Source organism: Nocardia sp. NPDC004168 (assembly GCF_040610355.1).
Lineage (GTDB): Bacteria > Actinomycetota > Actinomycetes > Mycobacteriales > Mycobacteriaceae > Nocardia > Nocardia sichangensis.
Window position 1 is genome coordinate 105,319 of record NZ_JBEXME010000018.1, and the last position, 16,635, is coordinate 121,953.

A 16,635-nucleotide genomic window follows, 5' to 3' on the forward strand; every position below is an offset into this window, starting at 1 on the left:
CTCAGGGCCGATCGAGCACGCCACGCAGGAAGTCGAGCGCGTCGGGAAACGCCTCGCGCGCCGCGCCGAGATGATCGCCTGGATACCAGTCCACCCGCAGATCGGTGCCCGCGCAGCGCAGCTCGGCGATCAGCTCGAGCGTCAGCGGCGCGGGCACCTCCAGATCCGTCAGCCCTTGACCGAGGTACAACGGCACCGAGTAGCCGTTCGTCGGCACCTTCAACATCGCGCGCACCGCGGCCAGCAGCGCGGGGTCGTCCAATGGCCGCGACAGCATGGCCCCGATGCCGATGCCGGACACCTGCGCGTCCGCCTCGGCGACGCAGTCCGCTTCCACGATGCGCAGGACGTCCCGGCCCACCGGGGTCAGGTAGCCGTCGATGTCCAGCTCCGGCGCACTGGCGCGCAATCCGGCCAGCAGCATGCCGAAATAGGTCGTCGTCTTCTGCAGCGGCAGCCGCGGCAGCCAAGGCCCCGCCAGCGGGAACACCACGTCCAGATTCGACGGTGCGCCGGTCGCGGCCGCGCCGCGCAGATCGAGTTCCGGTGCGTCGCCGGGCGCGAGATGGGCGGTGAACAGCGCGGCGTGCCCGCCCTGCGACTGACCGAACACCGCCCAGCGGGTACCGAGCGAAGGGGCGACCGCCCGTGCCGCGCGCACGCCGTCGATGATGCTGCGGGCCTGGGCGGGACCGTCCAGATAGGGATGCACGCCGGGGGTGCCGAGTCCGACGTAGTCGGAGATCACCACCGCATAGCCCGCGCGCAGCAGATCCGGGTACACCGACGTCAGGTAGTAGTCCCGGGGTCGCAGCGTGAACGCGCACTCGTCGGCGATCCCGGAAGTGCCGTGCGCGTAGGCGACGATCGGCCAACCCCCTTGCGGCGGAGCGCCTTCGGGCAGATAGAGCACTCCGGTGCTCAGCATGGGCCCGCGCGGGCCACGCGACCGATACGTCAGCCGTTCGGCGGTCGTCGCCCCTGCCACGTGCAGACGGTCCGCCAGTTCCGCCAGGTCCGTCACGGTGCCGGGCGCCTCGTCCACCCCGGCGTCCGCGGGCCCGGCCAACGCGACCGTCACCGAGACCACGACGCCCGCCGCCCCCACCATGAACCGTCCACACCGCACCGACCGACTATCCCCAGCCGCGGCCGCACCGGCAAGCCACCACAATCGGTGGCCCGGCCGGGCGACCTCGCCGGGACCGCCCGGGCTCGCTAGGCTCGGATGAGCACGCCGGAAACCGGTGCCGAGGAGAACACAGGAGGCTCGACCGTGGCGCAGCGGTACCCGTATCGCCTCGTCACCCGGCGCCGCGCCGCCGTACTGCTCGCGGCGGGGCTGCTGCCTCTGCCGATCGCCTGTGGAAACGATTCGCCCGATCCTTCGGCGGACACGACCACGACCGCAGGCACCACGACCGCAGGCACCACGACCACCACCGTACCGACCGCGCCGATATCGATACCGCAGGCCGCCGTGCCGTCCGTCGACCCCTACGCGGGACAGCCGCTGATCGATCACGTCGCCTGGACCGAAGCGATCGACGGACCCCGGCTGCTCGTCTTCCCGACGCAGGCCGGTCGGCGGACCACCTTTCCCGGCTCGGACGAACGGGCGTGGCAGGAGGTCGTGGCCGAGTCGGCGAACGCGGACGCACCGGGCATGCGCGATCAGTTCGTCTGCCACTGGGCGTGGGCCCGGCTGGTCCAGCCGGACAAGCCGAGCTGGAACCTGGAACCGTGGCGCCCGGCGGTGGGCTACCAGGCCACCGTCGAAGCGCGCTGTAATCCCGGCGGCCCCGAGCGCTGAGCGCGGGCGCCGCCCCGACCGGAAGGAGCGATCCATGCGCGTCGTCATCGCAGGCGGACACGGGAAGATCGCATTGCTGCTGGCCCCATTGCTCACCGCGAACGGCCACGAGGTCGCCGCCCTCATCCGCGACCCCGAGCACGCCGCCGACGTACGCGCCACCGGCGCCGAACCGGTGCTGTGCGATCTGGAGAAGGCGGGCACAGACGAGGTGGCGGATGTCGTAAAAGGCGGCGACGCGGCGGTTTTCGCCGCCGGCGCCGGGCAGGGCAGCGGCGTGGACCGGAAATACACCGTCGACCTGGGCGGCTCCGTCCGGCTGGCCGAGACCGCCGAGCGCACCGGAGTGCGCCGCTTCCTGCAGATCTCCACGATGGGCGCGGGGCAGCCGGTCGCTCCCGGTTCCGACGACGTGTGGGCGGCGTACATCGACGCGAAGACCAAGGCCGAAGACGATCTGCGCGAGAGAGATCTCGACTGGACCATTGTGCGCCCCGGCCGCCTGACCGACTCCCCCGGCACCGGTCTGGTGACTCTCGCGCCGGCCCCGGTCGGGCGCAGCGAGGTCCCGCGCGCCGATGTGGCGGCCGTACTGGCCGGACTGCTGCCCGCCGCGCCCGCATACGGGCTGACCCTCGAACTCGTCTCGGGTGACACTCCGATTAGCCAGGCAATTGCACATCTGACCGATTGAGCTGTCGCGCACCCCGCTACCGCCCTTGCCGATCGACCGCAACGGTCACGATGGGAGAACAACCGTGTTCAGTCGAATCGTCTCGATGAAGATCCGCCCCGGCTCCCGCGCCGAGTTCCTGGCAGCCATATCCCGCAGCGCCGACGCCTCCGTCCGGACCGAGCCCGGCTGTCTGCGCTTCGACATCTGCGCAGATCGGGTGGACCCCCACCGATTCTTTCTCTATCAGCTCTACACCGACGACGAGGCGGCGGAAGCACACCGTTTCACCGAACATTTTCTTGCTTGGCGGGCCGCGGCGGACCAATTCGTCGAGCCGGGTACACAGATCGATTACAGCACGGACGTCCTATTCGGCCGCGACTGAAATTTCGCGTCGGGCACCGTTTCCGCAAACTTCCGGCCGCGAAATACGCAGTGCGCACGTGCAATCGATCGTGCAGATGTGCTTGCATCTGAAAGGTACGGCGGCATAAACTCGGTCCCGCAACGCTTTACAGGGGACCACCAGGGGAGGCCGCGTGGGCGAGCCGAAGGCCGAAGCCGCCATGGGTTTGCCGCCGCCAGAAACAGGGGCATTCGAATGGAACATCCACTTACCGGCGGCCGGTTCGGATCAGCCGACACCGCACTGGCCGACCAGCCGGCGAACGGTAGACATATGAGCACATTATCGGCCCACAGCGGCCACACCGATACCGCATTTTCCCGAGAAACCGCCGTGGCATACGTGATCGATGCCGTCGAATCCACCGGGGCGGCGACTCGGCACGATTTCGATATCGACCGCATCGTCACCACCGCGCACGCGATGGCCGACGACTGGGATCTCGAGGCATTGCAGCCCGCTACATTCTGGCGAATCGCCTCCAGCTTCATCAAGCAGTAGATCGTCCCGCCGTCCGAGCCCGGCGGATAACGAAATTTTCGGCGGCTACCACCGCCGAGCGATTGGACAGCAAAGAAAAACCGAGCGGCCACCTCCGATTTGGGAGGTGGCCGCTCGGCGTATCGGGTCTTCGGCGGCGCCGAGACTACCGCGTGGCCTCAGCGCCCTTCGGCATACTTCTCCATGATCGCGATCGACTTGTCCGGGCGCTCGGCCTGCACACTGAGGCGGTCCATCACCGACAGGTACAGCGCCAGGTCTTGCCGCCGCTCGAGATACAACGCGCTGGTCAACTGTTCGAGATACACGATGTCCGGCAGTTCGGCCTCGGCGAAACGCAGAATGCTGAAGGAACTGCCCGCCGCGGCGTGCTCCCCCGCGGTGAACGGCAGCACCTGGATCGTCACATTGGGCAGCTTCGCCAGCCGGACCAGATGCAGCATCTGCTCTCGATGCACCTGCGCGCCACCGACGGGCCGCACCAACGCGGCCTCGTCGAGCACCGCCCACACCACCGGCGGGTCCGAGCGGAAGAGGATTTCCTGCCTGCGCTGACGCACCGCGACCCGCCGATCCGTGTCGGCGTCCTCGTACCCGAGCGATACGACCGCCCGGGCGTATTCAGGCGTTTGCAGCAGTCCGGGAACAAGATGCGACTCGTAGGTGCGGATCTTGCTCGCGGCCTGTTCCAGGCCGAGGTAGGTGCCGAACCACTGCGGCAGCAGGTCGCTGTAGCGATGCCACCAGCCGGGCTCGTTGGCCTGCCTGGCCAACTCGAGGAACGACTCGCGCTCCTCGGCGTCGTGAACGCCGTAAAGGGTCAGCAGGTCGCGGATGTCGCGTTCCTTGAAGCCGGTACGGCCCAACTCGAGACGACTGATCTTGGCGTGCGATCCCCGGATCGCATCACCCGCCGCTTCACGGGTGATGCCCTTCTTCTCCCGAAGCTTGCGCAGCTGGCCGCCCAATGCGATGCGTAGCACGGTCGGACCACGTTCCGCGACAACGGATTGCACATGACCATCGTCATCGGGTTCAGCGATCATCGAGTTCGTCTCCGATACTCCGGGGGTTGCCCACAGTGTGTCACAACCACCTGTCGCGAGACACACCGCACCGACCGCCAATGTTACCGCTCAGCTAGTCAAATAGTCGAACTCCCCGGCCTTCGCGCCGCGGACGAACGCGTCGATCTCCGGACGCGTGTAGATCAAGACCCCGCCTTCCGGGTCCCGCGAGTTACGTACTGCCACCTGGCCGTTGGCCGTTTCGGCCACCTCGACGCAGTTGCCGCTCGGATTACTGAAGGAACTCTTTCGCCAAGTTCCGATGATCTCGTTGGTGGATGTATCCGACATCTTCCCCACTCCTCCGTTACCGCAGTCAGGCGATTCGGTTCGTGCAGATGCACGTTCAAACGTTCTTGCATCTGCACCGACACCGGACGATAGCACGAAGTTCGCCCTCTGTGCGCCCACGGATCGGCGTCATCCGGCGACAGATGTGAAACACGATCACCTCGACCCGGAAACACCGAGATCAGCTCGCCGATCCACCCCTCTGGACGCGCGCGAATCTTGTACTGTCACAGTGCACATCGGATGTACCAGTCATTCGCGACAACCCCACGCACCCACCTGCACGGCAGTGCCGCGGACCCGTTTCTGCCTAGGAGTACAACCCCATGACCGAAGACCACAGCCCCCTCATCCGAACCGACATACCCCACTCCGCGCGCATCTGGAACTACTGGATGGGCGGCAAGGACTATTACGAGATCGACCGCATCGCAGGCGATGCCGGGATCGAGGTGGATCCGGACATCACCACCATGGCGGTGCAGTCGCGCCAGTTCCTCATCCGCGCGGTGCGCTACCTCGCCGGGGAGCAGGGCATCCGCCAGTTCCTCGACATCGGGACCGGCCTGCCCACGATGCAGAACACCCATGAGGTCGCCCAGAGCGTCGCGCCGGAGTCCCGGATCGTGTACGTGGACAACGATCCGCTGGTGCTCACGCACGCGCGGGCGCTGCTCACTTCCACCACGCCGGAGGGCGTCACCACCTACATCGACGCCGACTACCACGATCCCGAGCGGATCATCACCGACGCCAAGCACGTCCTGAACTTCAACGAGCCCATCGCCGTAATGTTCATGGGCGTGCTCGGCCACGCCAAGACCTACGACGAGCTGCTGCGCATCGTGCGCACCGTGCTGGACGCCGTGCCGTCGGGCAGCTACCTGGTGATGTGGGACGGCACCGACGACAGCAAGGCGTATGTCACCTTGTGCGAGAACTACACCGGCACCGGTGGCACTCCTTATGTCCCCCGCCCGCAGGCTCAGATCAAGGCCGTCTTCGACGGTCTGGAGTTGGTCGAGCCGGGCTTCGTGTCCATCACGCAGTGGCGCTCGGGCGCCACGGAGGTGGGCGAGTCCCGTCCGATCTCCGCCTACGGCGCGGTCGCGCGCAAGCCGTAAGGCCCCTGAACGCCAAACCGCAAGCGGCACAGCGGCGGTCGCCGGTCACCACCGGCGGCCGCCGCCGGTTTTTTTCTCCGACCGATCGTGCAGATGTACTTGCATTTGCAAGCGACGGAGGAATAGACTCGAACTCGAAATCGGGGAGGTACGCAGGGAGTTCGAGTCTGCGCTACCAGTACGTCGGCCTCCCCGCCGCACGTCGGACGCGAGGGGTAGTCGAATGATCGAGCCATTTCGAACTTCCCCCAGGGTTGCCGTCATCGACGGCGCCGGCGCCGAGCCCTTTCGCCAGTACCCTGCGCCCGAGTTCGCCGCGACGGATTGCAGTGTGGAGCCCCGCGGCCTCACCTACCGGCAGGCCCGCGACATCCTCTACGCCCACGAGGTCCACGGTCCGCAGTGCAGGCAGTGGCTGGCGGCAGCCGCGTATCTGTCAGCCGGGCTGGACGACGAATAACAGGCCACATCCCGGCGCGCGAGTGCCTCGCCGCTTCGTAAGCCCTGCTCCAGCACCGTAATCCGGGCCGCGCGCTGCGCGTCCGTCATCGGGTCACTACGGAATGCGGAGCGATCCCAGGCGATCTCACAGATCACTCCCGGTCCACACAGCCCTTTCGTATAGTGATCGATCGACTCGGGCGCGATTTCTCGCACGCCCGACGTGGCATTGGGGAGCGAACTCGTCATGACCTACTCCGCGTTGGATCTGTCCGCCGACTCGTCCGACCCGGTGCTGGAAATCGGTGGACAGCCGGCTTCGGTGCCTTTGCAGAACACCGACAGCGTGGCCTCGCACATGGTCGGATATTTCGAGAACGTCATGGCGCCCTGCCGCACCCTGCCCGGCGAGCAGATCCGCGGTGACGTCACGAAACTCACCCGCAGCTGCCTGAACCTCGCCGCAGAGATGTTCGACCGGCGAACCGTGCCGGACGAGGAGCAACTCGGCCCGGTGCGCGCGGCCGCCGCCCGCTGGGCGCGCGAGGGCGTGCCGTTGAGCACCATCCTGCGCGCCTACCACGAAGGATTGCGCATCGCCTTCGGTCTGGTCACCGCGCCCGCCGAGGCCGACGACGTCGAGGAGGTGCTGGTCGCCGCCGATCTGCTCCTCGAACTGCTCGAGGCGATCACCGCGGCGGTGTCCGATGCCTACGTCGACGAACAGCACCTGGTCGCCAAGGAGCATCAGACGGCGGCGCAGACGCTCGCCTCGGCGCTGCTGAGCGGGCGCGGCAGCTCGGCTCTGGCCCGCCAGACGGGTATTCCGATCGCGGAGGCGTATCAGGTTGTCGCCCTGTCGATTCCGGAGCATCCGGACGAGCGCGATCCGCGCGTCGACGGGAACGTCGCCGCGCGCCGGAAACTGCGACGGCTACAGTCCGAGCTGGCCACCGTGTTCGCCTCCCGCGCGCTCGCGCTGCTCAGCGCCAAGGGCGGCACACTGCTCATCCCGTCGGGCGACGAGGCCGAGACCGTGCTCACGGCCGCCACGCTCGAGCTGCTCGCCGTCGCCGCCGAGGTCCCGCTCACCGCGACCGTGGTGCCGACCGACACCGATCAGATCCCCGAATCGGCCGATCAGGCACACGAGCTGCTCAATCTCGTGCGCGTCGGCGTCCGGCCGCCCGGTCTCTACCAGATGTCGGATCTGGCGGTGGAGTATCAGCTCACCCGCAGCGGCCCGGCCACGCGCCGGATCGCGACCATCCTCGACCCGCTCGACGCCCATCCCGAGCTGTTCGACACCATGCGCGCCTACCTGGGCAACGACATGAACCGGCAGCTCACCGCGCGCCAGCTCTTCGTGCACCCGAACACCGTCGACTACCGCCTGCGCCGCATCGCCCAGCTCACCTCGATCGACCTGGCGACCTCGGCGGGCATCTCACAGGCGGCGATCGCCCTGCTGGCCCGGGATCTGGACCGCAGCGTCGCCCGTCGCCTGTGACGTCCGCGCCGTGACCTGATCGTGGCCTGTAACGGATTCGTGCTGGTCACCGGACCGTGAACTTGCGATCCTGGTAGTGCCGCGACGTCTGGATGGTGAAATATGCGAATTTCGGAGATCCTGCACAGAAAAGGCAGCGACGTGGCCACGGTCGCGCCCGATACGACGGTACGCACACTGCTCGCCACGCTGGCCGAGCGGAACATCGGCGCTGTCGTCGTCTCCCCCGACGGCAACACGATCGCGGGCATCGTCTCCGAGCGCGACGTGGTACGCAGCCTGCACGCGTGGGGCGCGGACCTGCTGGACATGCCGGTCTCGGCGATCATGACCTCCGCGGTGCGCACCTGCGCGCCCGAGGACCGGGTCGACGGCCTGCGCCGCACCATGACCGACCACCGCATCCGGCATCTGCCGGTGGTGCACGAGGGCAGGCTGGTCGGCATCGTGAGCATCGGCGATGTGGTCAAGAGCGCGATCTCGGAATTGGCGGACGAACGCGAACACCTCGTGGAGTACCTGCAGGGCAGATATTAGAGCTCGCTGAGGTTCCCCAGATCGGCCGAGAGCCAGTGCTCCGGCCGCAGGAATACGGCGACCTGCTCACCGTAGGCCTCGGCCGCCTTCAGGTAGGTGTCCACCGATTCGGCGGGTACGTACCGCGCGGCCATTTCACGGTGCATCTCGTCGGTCATCGGGGTGATCCGGGTGACCGGGCCCTCCACGCTCACGTAGCGGACCGTGGGTTCGGCCTGCTGCACCATCAGACCGAACCGGCCGGTCTCCCGGATGTAGCGCATCTTCTGCGACTCCGGGCCGGTCAGGATCCAGACCTCGTCACCGGGACTGTATTGGTACCAGATCGGGACGGTGAGCGGGCCACGACCGGTGCCCGCGGCCACCGAGAACGCCGCGATATGCGGCTGCGCAAGGAACTCTTGACGCTCTTGCAGGGTCAGAGGCATACGTTCCAGGCTAGTCGTGAAAGCCTTTGTCCACGACAAAACTTCGAAGTCCGTACCGAAAATGCGTATCGTGGGTGACGTCCGAGTTACCGGTGGGAAGGGAGCGTCACGTTGCGGTCCCCCACCCCGAGATCGCCGGTGACGCGGACGGAGGACATTCCCCGGCCGCCGGAAATCCCGACGTTCGCGCCCGCCGCGGTGCGGGCGCTGTTCCCGGCCATCGCCGGCGCCTCCGAGGTCTATTTGGACAGCGCCGCCACCACGCAGAAGCCGCTGCCGGTGATCGAGACCATTCAGCGCTACCACAGCAACAACACCGCCAACGCAGGCCGCGGCACCTACCCCTGGGCCACCGGTCTCACGGCTCGGATCGCCCGCGTCCGCGAACACGCCGCCGCGTTCATCGGCGCCGAGCATCCGGACGAGGTGGTCTTCACCGCGGGCGCCACCGCCGCACTCAACGCCGTCGCGCTGTCGTGGGGTCTGACGGCGCTCGCCGACGGCGACGAGATCCTCTACAACGCAAGCGATCACGCGTCGAACGTGTACCCGTGGCAGCACTTGCGCGGGCTGCTCGCCCGGTTCGGACGCCGCATCCACCTCGTTCCCTACCGGGTGACCGCTGCGGGCGAGGCGGACACCGACGACATCCTGGCCAAGATCACCCCGTGCACCCGGCTGATCACGACCGGGCATCTGCACCATGTCTTCGGCGGTCTGAGCACTCTCGAGGAACTGCGCGGCCGGATCGATCCGGCGATCCTGCTGTGCTTCGACTGCTCGCAGAGCGGCGGCCATCTTCCGGTCGACGTCACCGCGCTCGGTGCGGATTTCGCGATCTTCGCCGCGCACAAGATGTTCGGTACGCCCGGCACCGGGATCCTCTACTGCCACCGGCGTGTGCACGACCGGTTGACGCCGTTCCTGCCCGGGGGCAACTCCGGCGTCGAACCGGGTCCCGGCGGGCTGCGCCCGGGGCCGATGCCGTCGCGGCTGGAAGGCGGAACGCCCGACATTCCGGGCATCCTCGCCCTCGGCAGTGCGCTGGAGGTGCTGGAATCGTTCGGTCTCGACGCCGTCGCCGCGCACAATCGCGCCCTGACCCTGCGGCTGATCGACGGGCTGCGACCGGTTCCCGGCCTGGAGTTCCTGCCCGGCCCGGCGCACGCGACCTGCGAGGTCGGCTACGGCATCGTCTCCTTCACCCTGGAGGGGATCTCGGCCGCCGACGCGGGATTCGTCCTGAGCGAGTTCGGTTTCCTGGTGCGCACCGGTGCGCACTGCGTCCCCGCCGAGTCCGACGGCGCGGGCTCGGTGCGGGTCAGCACGCACATCTACAACACGCCCGACGAGATCGACCGATTCGTCGCGTGCGTGCGAACCATCGCCGAGGAGGTCACGTGAGTAACGACATCCCCCGCTACGACCGGCGGGCCGCGTCCAGGGTGCTGGCCGACTTGGCGCAGCCAGGGTTGTTCACCGAACCGGTACCCGCTCCCCGACATCGGCGATTCGAATACGCCTGTACGGCCTTGGGTCTCGAGCCGGACAGCCATCTCACCTACTCGCAGCGGCTGTATCTGGAGCGGTTCATGCGGCCGTGCCGCGCGGACCAGGTGACGAGCGCGACGCATCGGATCGCGTGGACCGACAGCGCGGGCATCCCGAATACCGGGCACTTCCGTGCCGGTGGTCTCGGCCCGTCGGTGCCGATCGCGACGCGCGAGACGGTCCTGGCGTTGTGGCGCCAATTGGACGCCGACGCCGATTTCGCCGCGCGGGTCGCGGCGCTCGGACCTCGCGAACACGCCGTATTGGCCGGCACGACCACCGACCACGATCCGCGCGACATCTTCCGGGTCGGCATCGAGGCGGCGGGGCGCGTGCTGGCCCAGCACGCGTTGCTGGTGGACGCGACCCCCTACCGCGACGCCGCCGAATTCGCCGAAGGGCTCCGCGTTTCCGGGATCTTCGCCACGGTCGCCACGCGATGGTTCTGGGAATTGCAGGCCTCGACCTACCGGCGGGGCATGATCCCGGTGACGCTGGTCGCGCAACCCGACGGCACCGTCCGCTATTCGGCGGAGTCGGTGGCGACCCTGCGCGCGATGAAGGACGCCACCATCGCCGACGCGCACGCCGTGATGGAGCGCGCCACCACGGCCGAAGGCCTCACGGTGGCCGAGGCGATCGCCAAGTACCACGACGACCTCGACCTGATCTCCCGGCAATACGCCCTGCTGCCCAAGGGCAGCCATCCGGCCTGCCCGGCCGCCACGCCACACCAGCTCGACAGCGGGCATTTCAGTCTCCTCCCTCTGCTGGTCGACCGATTCGTCGCGACGTTCACCGAGATCGCGGGCCGCTGCGCGGTCGCCGAGGTGAGCGCCGAACTCGACCAGGCGACCGCCGACCGGGTCGCGACCGCCGAGGACCAGGTGTTCTACGTGCCCGACATGACCTGCAAGCACTGCGTCCGCACGATCGGCGGAGTGCTGGAGTCGATGGACATCCGCGTGGTCGAGATCGACCTGGACAGCAAACGGGTGGTGGCCGAGTTCCGCAGCCCGCGCAATCGGGCCCGTGCGTTCGAGGCGATCCGGGACGGCGGCTACAACCCGGTCGCGCAGCGGCCGGACGACGCGCCGCGGGCGTCGGCCACCGAGCCGTCGGAAGCCGCCGTATGACGCCGTGGCCGCCGGCGCTGCCCGCGAAGCTCCACCCGATCGTCCGCGCTTTTCTCGACACTCCCGGCCTCCCGACGCAAACGCTGACGAGATTCGGATCGCCCGCGCATCTGGTGTTCCCGCAGGTGTATTCGGAGAATCTCCTGCGCCTGCGTTCCGTGCTGGAGCGGAGCCTTCCCGGCCACCGGATCTGTTACGCGCACAAGGTGAACCAGTCTCGCGCGTTCGTCCGTACCGCCGAACGCGAGGGCATCGCCGTCGACGTCGCCTCACCGCACGAACTGTCCAGCGCCCGCGCCGCCGGGTTCGATCCGGCGCGCATCGAGGTCACCGGCCCGAAAGGGGAAGCCTTCCTGCGTGAACTCGTCGACCGAGGGGTCACGATCAACGTGGACAACCTCTGGGAGCTGGGCCGCATCGCGGAACTGGCCGGAACGCAAGCGGAAGTGCCTGTGCTACTGCGAATTTCCGGATTCGACGCGGGACAGGTGAGCCGGTTCGGGATACCGCTCGCGCATGTCGGGCAGGCATTCGATCTGCTGTCGGCGCGGCGCGGGCGGATCGCCTTCCTGGGCTTCGCCTTTCACCTCGACTCCGGCGACCTCGGTGAGCGCGTCCGGGCGATCGACACCTGCCTGCGACTGATCGAGCGCGCCTACGATCACGGGCTCACCCCGTCGGTGCTCGACATCGGCGGCGGCTTCCGGCAGGTGTTCACCGCCGACGCCGAGCGGTTCGACGCCTACGTGCTCGCGCTGCGCGAATCGCTGCTCGGCCGCGGGGAGCCGATGACCTGGGGCAGCAACACCTTCGGCTACCACGTCGCGGGCGGGGCCGTGCACGGCACACCGGTGTTCCACAAGTACGCCAACATCATCGCCGCCGACCGCATGCTCGCCGATCTGCTCGACGCTCCGCTGGAGCGGCACGGCGGACGCACGGTGGCGCAGGTGGCGGGCGACAATCTGCTGGAGATGTGGCTGGAGCCGGGCAAGGCGCTGGTAGATCACGCGGGTATCACGGTGGCCACAGTCGAGTTCGTCAAGGAGGTCGCCGACGGCAGCGTGCTGGTGCACGTCGACCTCAGCCGCGATTCGGTGACGCCCGCCGATCAGGAGGTCATGGTCGACCCGATCCTCCTGCCCGGCGATGACGCGACCGCGGGCGACCGCGACACGGGTCCGGTCGGCGTCTACCTCGCCGGGCGGCTGTGCCTGGAGCGCGATCTGATCACCAACCACAAGGTGTGGCTGCCCGCGCGGCCCCGGCCGGGCGATTCGGTGGTGTTCCCGAATACCGCCGCCTATCACATGGACCTGTCCGCCGCGACGGCCTCCATGCATCCCCTGCCCGCGAAACTCGCGGTCACCCGGACGCCCGACGGGTTCCGGGTCGTGCACGACGCCGACTACGAGCCCGATTTCCCCGTCGAGTCTTCCCGGCCGCGTCAGATCGCGCCGCACGCCACCGACCTCGTCAACCGTCCGGTCCGATCCGTCGAGGCCCCCTGATGCGATACGACCACATCACCGAACTCATCGGCAACACGCCGCTGCTGCGGCTCGACCCCGCGGTGCACGGGCTGGCGAATGTCGAACTCTACGCGAAACTGGAGTCGCACAACCCGTTCGGTTCGGTGAAGGACCGGGTGGCCTGGGCGATGCTGCGCGACGACCTGGCGCGAATCCGCGACGAGGGCCGGACACTCATCGAGGCGTCCAGCGGTAACACGGCCAAAGCGCTGCGCGTCCTCGGCGCGATGTACGGGATCGACCTGCGCGCGGTGACCAACCGGATCAAAGTGGGCGAGGTCCGTGATCTGCTGCAGCTGTTAGGCACCGAGATCGTGGAACTGCCCGGCCTCTCCGAGTGCCCGGACCCGACGACGCCGAACGACGTCTACTCGGTGATCGAGGCGACCATGGCCCAGCAGCCCGCTACGTACCGGCATCTGTCGCAGTACACCAACGAGAAGAACATCGAGGCGCACCACCACGGCACCGGCCGGGAGATCCACGAGGACCTGGCCGCCGATGGCATCACCAGGATCGATTATCTGATCGGCGGGCTCGGCACCACCGGTTCCACCAGGGGGACCGCTACCTACCTGCGCAAGCACAATCCCGAATTACGCACCGTCGCGGCGGTTTCGGAGCGATCGGACTTCATTCCCGGCATCCGTTCGGAGAGCGAGATGTGGGACGTCGGGCTGTTCCAGCCGGAATTCTACGACCGGATCGTGACCGTGACGGCGGGCGACGCCGTGGACGCGACGCTGCGCCTGGCGAGCGGATACGGGGTCCTGGCCGGGCCGACCAGCGGTGCGAGTTACGCCGCCGCGCTGGAGACGCTCGGCGCGCTCGATGTGTCCGCGAGGGATCCGGACGATCCGCTCGTGGCGGTGTTCATCGTCTGCGATCGCCTCGAACCGTACCTGTCGTACATCAAGAAGCGCAGGCCGGAACGGTTCGGCCGCGCCGAACGCGAAGCGGCCCCGACCGCGGAGGAGCTGGCGGCGGTGCCGCGGCTGTCGCCCGAGCAGCTCGCCGAGCTGGACCGGACCGGACGCCCGACCATCGTGGACAGCCGTGGCGCCATGGCCTATCGGATCGGGCACGTCCCCGGCGCGTTGAACATCCGCGACGACCAGCTCGACGACATGTTCGGGCACGGCATCCCGTTCCCGCGCTCGCGCCCCGTCGTCTTCGTCTGCCCCGTCGGTGAACTGTCGGTGCGGTTCGCCGCATGGGCCAGGCGAGCCGGCTACGACGCCACCAGCTTGGCCGGTGGCGTGGTCGCCTGGCGCGATGCGGGGTTGCCGCTGGAACGAGGCTGATCGCCCGTGGGCTCACCGCCGCCCGGCGGACAAGTCCGTCAGCAACGGGGTAACCGGACCACGGTAACCGGCGGCCAGGAGTTCGACTGTGGCGGTGAACAATTCGGTGAAAGCGACCGCGGTGCCCCGCTCGAACAGCGCGGCCGGGTAGATGAATACGCCGTCGATGCCCGCGGGCGCACCGAGCCGGTCGTACCGGTCGACGAGACCGAATTCGAGGTCGTGCTTGGCGCGGACGATTCCGGTGTCGACCTCGGTGATGCTCACCCCGCCGGAAGCGTCCGCCGCGGGCTGGGCGGCCGCGCCGCGCTGGAGGATGAGCGTCGCTTGGAACAGCGGGCAGGCCGCGTCCTGCAGCAGGCAGCGCTTCAGCCGCTGGCCGGGTGTATCGGGATGGGCGAAGGCGGCCAGCGCCACCCCGCGCACCTGATCGAGCAGTTCCTCCGCGTCGGCGGCGCGGTCGAGCCGGACGCGCATCAGTACGTCGTCGGCGAAGTTGCCCACCAGGTCGTCGAGCAGCCGGTGATCGCGGCCCGCGACCGCGGTGGCCACCGTCACGTCGGCGCTGCCGGAGAAAGCGCCGACGGCCACCGCGAACGCGGTCTGCAACACCATGAACAGGCTGGCTCGCGCCGCGCACGCCCGATCGAGCAGCGCACGGTGCACACCGGCGGCGAACGCGACCGGTACGACGGCACCCGCGCTCGCACCGCCTCGGCGGATGGCACGAGGCCGGACGCAGGGGAAATCGAGCACCGGCGGCCGACCGGCCAGGGTGTTGGCCCAGTACCGCAACTGCTGCGTGGCGCGGCTCCATTCGTCGGAGTAGTCACCGAGCTGGGCGTGCTTCCACAAGGTGTAGTCCGCGTAGTCGATCGGCAGCGGCGGCCAGTCCGGCGCGGCTCCGTCCTGTCTGGCGAGGTAGGCAGTGCCGAGATCGCGCAGCAGCGGGGCCACCGACCGCCCGTCGATCGAGATGTGGTGCACGACCAGCACCAGCACCACCTCGTGCGGTCCGAGCACGCACAGCCGGGCGCGAAGCGGCAGGTCGGTCTCCAGATCGAACTCGATCGCGGCGAATTCCGCGATATGCCGCGGCAATTCGGCTTCGGTGGCCAGGACGACGTCGGTCCGCCCCCCGGCCTCGTCCGCGGGGACGATCACCTGGGCCGGGCCCGAGGCGGTCCTCGGGTAACGGGTGCGCAGCGGTTCGTGCCGGGCGACGACGTCGTCGATCGCGGCGACGATCCCCTCGGGCCGCAGTGCCGGCCCGGACAGTCGCACCGCGCGAGTCACATTCCAGTCACTCGAGTTCCCGGCCCGCGCGGCGTGCCACATCCGTTCCTGCGCGGGGGCGAGCGGGATGTGCGCCGGACGCGGCCCACGGGCCAGCGGCAGCGGCCGCCGCGGCGGCGGGAGAGGCCGAACCGCCGGTCGTACGGGGCGCATCCCCGCATGCCCGAGTACGTGACCGATTCCTTCGGACGAGATCGCCGCAGCGGAGTTGTGCACGCGCCGTCACCTCCACTACCGAACCACCGAGCAACCCAGGGAAGGTAACCAGGTCGAGTAAACCGTCAGTTACCGCACCGTGACGGCGCGGAATCCAGTTCGGCAAGACCGGGGAGGGCGGGGCGGGTGCGCGCGGCGCCGGGGCGCGCCGCCAGGCACTATCGTTGGGCCGTGCAGACAGGTCAGGACGCAGACGACGACGGGGGCCCACGGATCTGGGGTGGGACGACGCTCACCGAGCGCAGGGAGACGCGGCGGGCGGCGCTGTTGGAAGCGGCGCTCGATCTGATCGGCGAGTCGGGCGCGAGCGGGGTCACCATGCGGGCGGTGTGCCGTAAGGCCAATCTCACCGACCGCTACTTCTACGAAAGCTTCGCCAGCCGCGACGAGCTGCTCGACGTGCTCTACCGTCAGGTCGCCGAGGAATTCCTCGAACCCATGACGGCCTTCGCCGCCACCGACGACCCGTCCCGCGATCGCGCGCTGTCGGAGATCCTGGTGGACAAGGTGCTCGCCGACCCGCGCAAATCGCGGCTGTTCCTGGTCGAGCCGTATTCCAGCACCGGGCTCGGGCAGACCACCTTCGCGGTGATGCCGGTCTTCACCCGGATCATGCAGGACCATCTGTTCGGCCACATCGACGATCCGGTCAAGCGCAGGCTGGCGGCGGTGACCATGGCCAGCGGGAACGCGGGCATGTTCTCGGCATGGCTGAACGGCTCGCTGCGCGCCACCCGCGAGCAGATCATCGAGCACTGCCTCGCGATGCTCACGGTGTATCGCTCGCTCTACCGTCCCTGACCGCC

Annotated in this window: 18 protein-coding genes; 13 read left to right on the forward strand and 5 right to left on the reverse strand. The window is 68.5% G+C overall.

What is annotated here, in order from left to right; genetic code table 11:
- Position 1 precedes the first annotated feature (1 nt).
- Positions 2-1,129 carry a lipase family protein gene (locus ABZW96_RS26895; protein ID WP_355078409.1) on the reverse strand — a complete coding sequence of 376 codons (1,128 nt, stop codon included), beginning with the start codon at positions 1,127-1,129 and terminating at the stop codon, positions 2-4.
- 99 nt (positions 1,130-1,228) lie between these two features.
- Between ABZW96_RS26895 and ABZW96_RS26900 the strand changes: the two genes are divergently transcribed.
- The 4 genes from ABZW96_RS26900 to ABZW96_RS26915 all read left to right on the forward strand — a co-directional run bounded on the left by ABZW96_RS26900 (position 1,229) and on the right by ABZW96_RS26915 (position 3,396).
- Positions 1,229-1,813, forward strand: coding sequence for a DUF2599 domain-containing protein (locus tag ABZW96_RS26900; RefSeq protein WP_355078410.1), 585 nt, complete (start codon positions 1,229-1,231; stop codon positions 1,811-1,813).
- Positions 1,814-1,847: 34 nt separating this feature from the next.
- Positions 1,848-2,507, forward strand: a complete 660-nt coding sequence (locus ABZW96_RS26905) for an SDR family oxidoreductase (RefSeq protein ID WP_355078411.1) — start codon at positions 1,848-1,850, stop codon at positions 2,505-2,507.
- A gap of 64 nt (positions 2,508-2,571) precedes the next feature.
- On the forward strand, positions 2,572-2,874 hold the full coding sequence (locus ABZW96_RS26910; RefSeq protein ID WP_043690427.1) for a putative quinol monooxygenase: 303 nt from the start codon (positions 2,572-2,574) through the stop codon (positions 2,872-2,874).
- A gap of 294 nt (positions 2,875-3,168) precedes the next feature.
- Positions 3,169-3,396 (forward strand): hypothetical protein, encoded by a 228-nt coding sequence (locus ABZW96_RS26915; RefSeq protein ID WP_355078412.1) that lies wholly within the window; start codon positions 3,169-3,171, stop codon positions 3,394-3,396.
- Between the two features lie 158 nt (positions 3,397-3,554).
- Here ABZW96_RS26915 and ABZW96_RS26920 read toward each other — a convergent pair whose 3' ends face one another.
- Entirely contained in the window at positions 3,555-4,442 is an 888-nt protein-coding gene (locus ABZW96_RS26920) for a helix-turn-helix transcriptional regulator (RefSeq protein ID WP_355078413.1), read from the reverse strand.
- Positions 4,443-4,532: 90 nt separating this feature from the next.
- Complete coding sequence (locus tag ABZW96_RS26925) at positions 4,533-4,754, reverse strand: DUF397 domain-containing protein (RefSeq protein ID WP_039797917.1); 222 nt, start codon at positions 4,752-4,754, stop codon at positions 4,533-4,535.
- Positions 4,755-5,080: 326 nt separating this feature from the next.
- Between ABZW96_RS26925 and ABZW96_RS26930 the strand changes: the two genes are divergently transcribed.
- From ABZW96_RS26930 to ABZW96_RS26945, 4 genes are all read left to right on the forward strand, one after another.
- A complete protein-coding gene (locus ABZW96_RS26930; protein ID WP_355078414.1) occupies positions 5,081-5,878 on the forward strand; it encodes an SAM-dependent methyltransferase in 798 nt (265 codons plus the stop codon).
- A gap of 331 nt (positions 5,879-6,209) precedes the next feature.
- The gene (locus ABZW96_RS26935) at positions 6,210-6,338 is read left to right on the forward strand and encodes a hypothetical protein (RefSeq protein WP_355078415.1); all 129 of its coding nucleotides are present in this window, start codon (positions 6,210-6,212) and stop codon (positions 6,336-6,338) included.
- Positions 6,339-6,566: 228 nt separating this feature from the next.
- Complete coding sequence (locus ABZW96_RS26940; protein WP_355078416.1) at positions 6,567-7,829, forward strand: helix-turn-helix domain-containing protein; 1,263 nt, start codon at positions 6,567-6,569, stop codon at positions 7,827-7,829.
- Positions 7,830-7,931: 102 nt separating this feature from the next.
- On the forward strand, positions 7,932-8,366 hold the full coding sequence (locus ABZW96_RS26945; RefSeq protein WP_355078417.1) for a CBS domain-containing protein: 435 nt from the start codon (positions 7,932-7,934) through the stop codon (positions 8,364-8,366).
- On the opposite strand, the gene ABZW96_RS26950 is transcribed toward ABZW96_RS26945, so the two are convergent.
- Positions 8,363-8,794, reverse strand: coding sequence for a pyridoxamine 5'-phosphate oxidase family protein (locus ABZW96_RS26950; protein WP_355078418.1), 432 nt, complete (start codon positions 8,792-8,794; stop codon positions 8,363-8,365). The two genes, ABZW96_RS26945 and ABZW96_RS26950, sit on opposite strands and share 4 nt — an antisense overlap.
- A gap of 138 nt (positions 8,795-8,932) precedes the next feature.
- Between ABZW96_RS26950 and ABZW96_RS26955 the strand changes: the two genes are divergently transcribed.
- Genes ABZW96_RS26955 through ABZW96_RS26970 form a run of 4 tightly spaced genes read left to right on the forward strand, consistent with a single transcriptional unit; the run spans position 8,933 to position 14,317 of the window.
- A complete protein-coding gene (locus tag ABZW96_RS26955; protein ID WP_355078419.1) occupies positions 8,933-10,198 on the forward strand; it encodes an aminotransferase class V-fold PLP-dependent enzyme in 1,266 nt (421 codons plus the stop codon).
- A complete protein-coding gene (locus ABZW96_RS26960; RefSeq protein WP_355078420.1) occupies positions 10,195-11,481 on the forward strand; it encodes a heavy-metal-associated domain-containing protein in 1,287 nt (428 codons plus the stop codon). Before ABZW96_RS26955 ends, ABZW96_RS26960 begins: the two co-directional genes overlap by 4 nt.
- Positions 11,478-12,992: a decarboxylase gene (locus ABZW96_RS26965; RefSeq protein ID WP_355078421.1), complete on the forward strand. Its 1,515-nt coding sequence runs from the start codon at positions 11,478-11,480 to the stop codon at positions 12,990-12,992. Before ABZW96_RS26960 ends, ABZW96_RS26965 begins: the two co-directional genes overlap by 4 nt.
- Positions 12,992-14,317, forward strand: coding sequence for a pyridoxal-phosphate dependent enzyme (locus tag ABZW96_RS26970; RefSeq protein WP_355078422.1), 1,326 nt, complete (start codon positions 12,992-12,994; stop codon positions 14,315-14,317). The genes ABZW96_RS26965 and ABZW96_RS26970 overlap by 1 nt, the downstream gene beginning before the upstream one ends.
- A gap of 12 nt (positions 14,318-14,329) precedes the next feature.
- Here ABZW96_RS26970 and ABZW96_RS26975 read toward each other — a convergent pair whose 3' ends face one another.
- Entirely contained in the window at positions 14,330-15,829 is a 1,500-nt protein-coding gene (locus ABZW96_RS26975) for a condensation domain-containing protein (RefSeq protein ID WP_355078423.1), read from the reverse strand.
- Between the two features lie 171 nt (positions 15,830-16,000).
- On the opposite strand from ABZW96_RS26975, the gene ABZW96_RS26980 reads away from it, so the two are divergent.
- The gene (locus tag ABZW96_RS26980; protein WP_355078424.1) at positions 16,001-16,630 is read left to right on the forward strand and encodes a TetR/AcrR family transcriptional regulator; all 630 of its coding nucleotides are present in this window, start codon (positions 16,001-16,003) and stop codon (positions 16,628-16,630) included.
- Positions 16,631-16,635 lie beyond the last annotated feature (5 nt).